General features: G+C 60.0%; 8 protein-coding genes. 5 read left to right on the top strand and 3 right to left on the bottom strand.

Features of this window, described 5'->3' with window-relative positions:
• Nucleotides 1-89 precede the first annotated feature (89 nt).
• Nucleotides 90-524: a VOC family protein gene (locus ADG881_RS06315; RefSeq protein WP_007148311.1), complete on the top strand. Its 435-nt coding sequence runs from the start codon at nt 90-92 to the stop codon at nt 522-524.
• A 16-nt stretch (nt 525-540) separates the two neighbouring features.
• On the opposite strand, the gene ADG881_RS06310 is transcribed toward ADG881_RS06315, so the two are convergent.
• The 3 genes from ADG881_RS06310 to ADG881_RS06300 form a co-directional block, all read right to left on the bottom strand.
• Entirely contained in the window at nt 541-882 is a 342-nt protein-coding gene (locus ADG881_RS06310; protein ID WP_007149269.1) for a DUF3301 domain-containing protein, read from the bottom strand.
• A complete protein-coding gene (locus ADG881_RS06305) occupies nt 879-1,454 on the bottom strand; it encodes a DUF1415 domain-containing protein (protein WP_007149297.1) in 576 nt (191 codons plus the stop codon). The genes ADG881_RS06310 and ADG881_RS06305 overlap by 4 nt, the downstream gene beginning before the upstream one ends.
• Before the next feature lie 61 nt (nt 1,455-1,515).
• Entirely contained in the window at nt 1,516-1,983 is a 468-nt protein-coding gene (locus tag ADG881_RS06300) for an MOSC domain-containing protein (RefSeq protein WP_007149743.1), read from the bottom strand.
• A gap of 330 nt (nt 1,984-2,313) precedes the next feature.
• Here ADG881_RS06300 and trpE point away from each other — a divergent pair, with 330 nt between their 5' ends.
• Genes trpE through trpC form a run of 4 tightly spaced genes read left to right on the top strand, consistent with a single transcriptional unit; the run spans nt 2,314 to nt 6,264 of the window.
• Nucleotides 2,314-3,807, top strand: a complete 1,494-nt coding sequence (gene trpE, locus ADG881_RS06295) for an anthranilate synthase component I (protein ID WP_039926340.1) — start codon at nt 2,314-2,316, stop codon at nt 3,805-3,807.
• Nucleotides 3,807-4,409, top strand: coding sequence for an aminodeoxychorismate/anthranilate synthase component II (locus ADG881_RS06290; RefSeq protein ID WP_156790354.1), 603 nt, complete (start codon nt 3,807-3,809; stop codon nt 4,407-4,409). The genes trpE and ADG881_RS06290 overlap by 1 nt, the downstream gene beginning before the upstream one ends.
• Entirely contained in the window at nt 4,406-5,458 is a 1,053-nt protein-coding gene (trpD, locus tag ADG881_RS06285; protein ID WP_007151556.1) for an anthranilate phosphoribosyltransferase, read from the top strand. Before ADG881_RS06290 ends, trpD begins: the two co-directional genes overlap by 4 nt.
• 11 nt (nt 5,459-5,469) lie before the next feature.
• Nucleotides 5,470-6,264, top strand: a complete 795-nt coding sequence (gene trpC / locus ADG881_RS06280) for an indole-3-glycerol phosphate synthase TrpC (protein ID WP_007148915.1) — start codon at nt 5,470-5,472, stop codon at nt 6,262-6,264.
• Nucleotides 6,265-6,443 lie beyond the last annotated feature (179 nt).

The raw sequence follows: 6,443 nt of genomic DNA, 5'->3' as shown, positions 1-6,443 counted from the left end.
CGCTCCTGCAAAAACAGGGCGGTCTGTCGAAAAGCGGTGGTCTCGTTCGATTAGTCAGGGAAAGCTAATGTCATTCAAGGAGAGATGCCATGTCCAAGATCCGTCTTAACCCCTACCTGAATTTCCCCGGCACTTGCCGTGAGGCGTTCGCGTTTTATGCCGAGTGCCTGAACGCGGATATCGTCTTTCAGCTGACCATGGGCGAGTCGCCCATGGCGGACGAGGTGCCGCCGGAGTCCCACGACAATATTTGCCATGTTTGCCTGCAAGGTGATGGCATTGTGTTGATGGGTTCGGATTGTCCGCCTGAGTTTTTTGAAAAAGCCCAGGGGACCACGTTGAGTGTGCAGGCCGACAGTGTGGCGCAGGCGGAAACCCTGTTTGCGGCGCTGGCGGAAGGGGGCGAGATAAAGATGCCCATGGAAGAAACGCCCTGGGCGGAACGCTTCGGGATGTGTAACGACCGCTTCGGCATTCCCTGGATGGTGAATTTTGATGGCAGCAAGGCCGCCTACGAAACCTGAGGCCGGGCCTTGCCAGTCAGTGCAATTCTTCCGGTGGCGGCGTGTAACGGTGGGGCGGCAATTCTACCCGTTGGGTGACGCCGCCCTGCACCACGGTGCGCCCTTCGTAACGCTCCCCGCCGGTGACGGTGAATTCAAACCGGTAAATGCGGGTGATGCGGCGTTTGCCGTTGTGGTCTTTGCTCAGGGTCAGTTTTTCCAGCCCCACACTCTCATCCAGAAACTCCAGCTGCTGCCGCTCGCAGAAGCGCCGGGTGGCCGTGAGGGCCCGCTCGCGAATGCCGTGGGAACGCCAGAACAGGGCGCCGATGACGATCAGCGCCGTGACCAGCAGGATATCGGAAAGATCCAGATTCACCGCCGGGCCCCCGGCAAGCCGCCAAACAGGGCGAGCCACTGTGCCTCGGTCAGCCCGTTGAGGGTGTCCATATTGCGTTCGGGAATCTGCTCCGGGTTCGGGTAACTGGCCAGGCCCTTGTCCAGGCTGGCTTCGCGCAGGATATGCAGAATCGGGTAGGGCGCCCGGTTGGTGTAGTTCTCCCGGTCGTCCACGGCGGTGTCGGCGAACTGGTACGCGGGGTGGAAGCTGGCGATTTGGTAGGTGCCTTCCCAGCCTTGCTGTTCCAGCAGGCCGTCGGCCAGATCCAGTACGTCGTTATAATCGAGAAAGTCTTGCAGTTGATCGGTAATGATCAGCAGGGTGGTGTCGATTTCGTCTGCCGGGGTGCGATCCATCCGGTCGAGTTCTTCGTGCAGGTCGCCCAGCAGGGTTTCCACATTACGGCTGTCGCTGACGGTGAGGCGTACCTGGCCGGCGTTGAAGGGTTTGCGCGCAAACGGGCACAGGTTCAGGCCGATGACCACGTCTTCGAGCCATTGGCGGGTCTGCTTGATCGGGTCCGTCGTTTCCATCTTTTCCATGTCGTTCATTCGAGCCAGGCTTCCTGGGTAAGGTTGTGCAGGGCGACATCGGCGTGAGCCGGTCTCCGCCCTACAGGGGGGCGGTCACATGGGTGGCAATGTTATCGCCTACACGAACCACGCCACTGGAGAGAATTTCACAGCGCAGGCCGCCCCGGCCCAGCAGGGCCTTGATGACCTGCGGCGGGGTCAGATCGCCGGCCAGCAGGTGACCCACCACAGAACACGGCTCACACAGCTCGATACCGCGCAGGCGAATGTTGCCGAGCAGAAATTCCCGACCTTCCAGGGCGTTGAGATCGACGCCTTCGGTCAGCACATTACGGCGCAGGGTGTGCGGCTCGACCCGCTGCTTATGCTCGCGGTTATAGGTGGCGATGGCCTCGGATTCGATCAGGGTAATTTGCTCTTCCGGTTTGGCGTTGCGCCGGTAATGGCGGTCGCCAACAATGCCGCAGCCAGCGCGCAGCTGCACGGCTGGCTGGCTTTCCACCGGGCCGCGAGACTGGCTGGCGGTGTAAAGGGCGAGGATTTTCATGGAGCTCCCGGATTGATGGCAAATGCCTGAGGCCAAATTGCGAGCACATCGAAGAGGCCAGTCTAGCAGTTTCCTCCGGGTTTTCAGCGTCTGGCGTCTGGCGTTTTCATTAGCTAGAATTGCCGCAACGACAATGATTGAGAAAGGACGTCCCTTGGACTGTGCCCTGATCGACAATCCGCTTTTCCTCCCCACACCCGCCAGCTGGCGATGGTGATGCTCCCTCTGTGTCTGCACTGACACGTCTTTTTGCTCGTTTTCCTCTACAATTATTGCTCTTGATCGCGGTCCGCCCGAGAGTCGGGCCGTAGCGAAATGCTAAGGACAATCATGTCACCACAAGAATTGGATCAATTTGCCCGGCAGGGCTATACCCGGGTGCCGGTGGTTCGCGAGGTGCTGGCGGATCTGGATACTCCGCTGTCGGCCTATCGCAAACTGGCGTCAGGCCCTTACACCTACCTGTTTGAATCGGTACAGGGCGGCGAGCGCTGGGGGCGCTATTCGATTATCGGCCTGCCGGCCACCGAGGTGGTGCGGATCACCGGGCAACAGGTGCAGGTGGATGGCCCGGACGGTCGCCAGCAAGAAGAAGTGGCTGACCCCATTGCCTGGGTGGAAGACTATCGCCAAGCCTACCGCAGCCCGGATCTGCCTGGCTTGCCCCGTTTCAACGGCGGCCTGGTGGGGTATTTCGGCTATGACAGCGTGCGCTTTTTCGAGCCACGCCTGGGGCCGGCGCCCGGTGAGGATGTGCTGGGCGTGCCCGATATCCTGCTGATGCGATCCGAGGAAGTGGTGGTCTTCGATAACCTGCGCGGGGCGCTGTTCCTGGTGGTGCATGTGGACCCGACCGAAGAGGGTGTGCTGATGCGCGCCGAGCAGCGCCTCGATGCGTTGGAGACCCAGCTGCGTTCCCCGCTGCCGGAACCGGAGCACACGGTTTACGGGGAGCCGGTGGACGAGAACGATTTCCACAATGAATTTCCGGAAGCGGCTTTCAAGTCCGGTGTGGAAACCATCCGCGAGTACATTCTGGCGGGCGACGTGATGCAGGTGGTGCCGTCCCAGCGCATGAGCTGCCCATTCCAGGCGCCGGCGCTGGATCTGTACCGCGCCCTGCGCTATCTGAACCCGTCCCCGTATATGTTCTACCTGGATCTGGATGACTTCCATATCGCCGGGTCGTCACCGGAAATCCTGGCCCGCGCCGAGCAGGGGAGAATTACCGTGCGGCCATTGGCTGGCACCCGCAAACGCGGCGCCAATGAGGCGGAAGATCAGGCACTGGAAAAAGATCTGCTGGCGGACCCCAAGGAAATCGCCGAGCACCTGATGCTGATCGATCTGGGCCGCAATGATATCGGCCGGGTCTCCAAGGCCGGCAAGGTGGATGTCTCCGACCAGATGGTGGTGGAGCGGTACTCCCACGTCATGCACATCGTGTCCAACGTGGAAGGGGAGCTGCGTGAAGAATTGGGGCCGCTGGATGTGCTGCGCGCTACCTTCCCGGCAGGCACCCTGAGCGGGGCTTCCAAGATTCGCGCCATGGAAATCATCGATGAGCTGGAGCCCACCAAGCGGGGTGTCTACGGCGGCGCGGTGGGCTATATCGGTTTCAACGGCGATATGGACACGGCGATCGCCATCCGCACCGCTGTGATCAAGGACCAGCGTCTGTACGTGCAGGCCGGCGCCGGCATCGTTGCCGATTCCGTGCCGCAATCCGAATGGGACGAGACCATGAACAAGGCCCGGGCGGTATTCCGGGCAGTGAACATGGCATTGGGTGGTCTCAACCTGGCAGACGGAGGGCAACGATAATGCGCGTGCTGATGATCGATAATTACGACAGCTTCACCTACAACCTGGTGCAGTATCTGCAAGAGCTGGGTGCCGAGGTGCTGGTGCATCGCAACGACCAGATCAGCCTGGAAGAGATTGAGGCTCTCAATCCGGACCGGCTGATGATTTCCCCTGGTCCCTGTACGCCCAACGAGGCGGGCATTTCCATTGCCGCCATCAAGCATTTTGCCGGCAAACTGCCGATTCTGGGCGTGTGTCTGGGCCACCAGAGCATTGGTCAGGCCTTTGGTGGACAGGTGGTGCGTGCCCGGCAGGTGATGCACGGCAAAACCTCGCCGATTTACCACAGTGGTCAGGGGGTGTTTCGTGATTTGCCGTCGCCCTACACGGCGACCCGTTACCACTCACTGGTGGTGGAAAAAGACAGCCTGCCGGACTGCCTGGAAATGACGGCCTGGACGTTGAAAGATGATGGCAGTGTGGATGAGGTCATGGGGATGCGTCACAAGACCCTGCCCATTGAAGGGGTTCAGTATCATCCCGAATCCATACTGAGTGAGCACGGTCATGCCCTGCTTGAGAATTTTTTAAAGCACAACGAGCAGGGGGACGCGGCATGAATATTCAGCAAGCGCTGGCCAAGGTGGTCGACCATATTGATCTGAGCATCGAGGAAATGCGCGATGTGATGAGCCAGGTGATGACCGGTGGGGCCACTGATGCGCAGATTGGTGCGCTGATGGTGGGCCTGCGGATGAAAAGCGAATCCCTGGATGAGATCACCGGTGCGGCCATGGTGATGCGCGAGCTGGTCACCGGGGTGACCGTGGAGAACCGCCAGTATCTGGTCGATATCGTCGGCACCGGTGGCGATGGCGCCAATTTGTTCAATGTGTCCACCGCCAGCAGTTTTGTGGCCGCTGCAGCCGGTGCCCGAGTGGCCAAGCACGGCGGGCGTTCAGTGAGCTCCCAGAGTGGCTCGGCGGACCTGTTGGAAACCGCCGGTATTGCACTGGACCTGAACCCGGCGCAGATTGGTAAGTGTGTCGATAATGTGGGTGTGGGGTTCATGTTTGCGCCGAATCACCACAAGGCCATGAAATATGCCGTGGGGCCGCGCAAGGAACTGGGTATGCGTACCCTGTTCAATATTCTCGGCCCGATGACCAACCCTGCCGGCGTGCAGCGCCTGGTGATGGGGGTGTTTTCGGAAAAGCTCTGTCGTCCCCTGGCGGAAGTCATGGGCCGGTTGGGCGGCGAACATATCATGGTGGTACACAGCAAGGATGGGCTGGATGAAATCAGCCTGGCCGCGCGCACCCATGTGGCGGAATTCAAGAACGGTGAAGTCCAGGAGTACGACCTGACACCGGAGGATCTGGGGCTGGAATCCGATTCCCTGGTGGGCCTGGACGTGACGGACCCGGCGGCGTCCCTGGCGCTGATCAAGGACGCCTTCAGCAAGCGCACCACGGAAGCGGCCAACAAGGCGGCGGACATGATTGCCTTGAACGCCGGCGCTGCCATTTATGTCAGCGGTATTACCCGAACTCACAAAGAGGGGGTACGCATGGCGGAGGACCTGATCCACAATGGAGAGGCCGCAGAACGCATGCGTGAACTGGCTCAGTTCAGCACGGCCCTCAAGGTTGGCGACGAATCAGCATAAGGAGCGAGGTTATGAGCACAGGCACTATTCTCGACAAGATTATCGCCCGCAAGCAGGAAGAGATTGCCGTCGGCAAGAACAATTACACCCTCGGTGATTTGCAATCCCTGGCAGAGAACCAGCGACAGTCGCGTGGGTTTATCGCCAGCCTGTTCGCCCGGGTGAGAGACCACCAGCCGGCGGTGATTGCCGAAATCAAGAAGGCTTCCCCCAGCAAGGGGGTGATCCGTGATGATTTCGACCCGGTGTCGATTGCCCGTAGCTACGAAGCCAACGGCGCAGCCTGCCTGTCGGTGCTCACCGACAAGGACTTCTTTCAAGGTGATGAGCATTACCTGCGTGCGGCCCGCAATGCGGTGGACCTGCCGGTGCTGCGCAAGGATTTCATGATCGACCCGTGGCAGATTTTCGAGTCCCGGGCCATGGGCGCGGATGCGGTATTGCTGATTGCTGCGGCGCTGTCCGATGCCCAGATGAATGAGCTGTATCATGCTGCCCAGCGCGCTGGCTGCGATGTGCTGGTGGAAGTCCATACCGAAGAAGAGCTGCACCGGGCGGTGGCCTTGAACGCCGAGCTGATCGGTATCAATAACCGTAACCTGCACACCTTCGAAACCAGCCTGGACACCACGCTGACGTTGTCACAGCAAGTGCCCGGTGATCGCATGGTGGTGACTGAAAGTGGTATCCACAGCAGCGCTGACGTGCAATTGATGCGCAAGAGCGGCATCCACAGTTTCCTGGTCGGCGAGGCTTTCATGCGTGCTGAAGACCCGGGCGCTGAACTCAAGAAGTTGTTCTTCTGAGCACAAAGGTTGCGTGCTGTTGCGAGGTTTTGTAGGTCGACTTAGCCGCGAAGCGGCGTAAGCCGACAAATCGCGTTGGGTGAGTTGGTCTGGTTGTCGGATTACGCCTTTCAGGCTAATTCGACCTACAGCACTTTCAGAAACGCTGATGGATTTCACCGTTCCAATGCAAGAGGCCG

Origin of the sequence: Alcanivorax sp. DG881 (genome assembly GCF_000155615.1) — a bacterium.
Taxonomy (GTDB): Bacteria; Pseudomonadota; Gammaproteobacteria; order Pseudomonadales; family Alcanivoracaceae; genus Alcanivorax.
The sequence above is the reverse complement of the archived record's forward strand: the minus strand, read 5'-3'. Positions and strand labels throughout refer to the sequence as shown.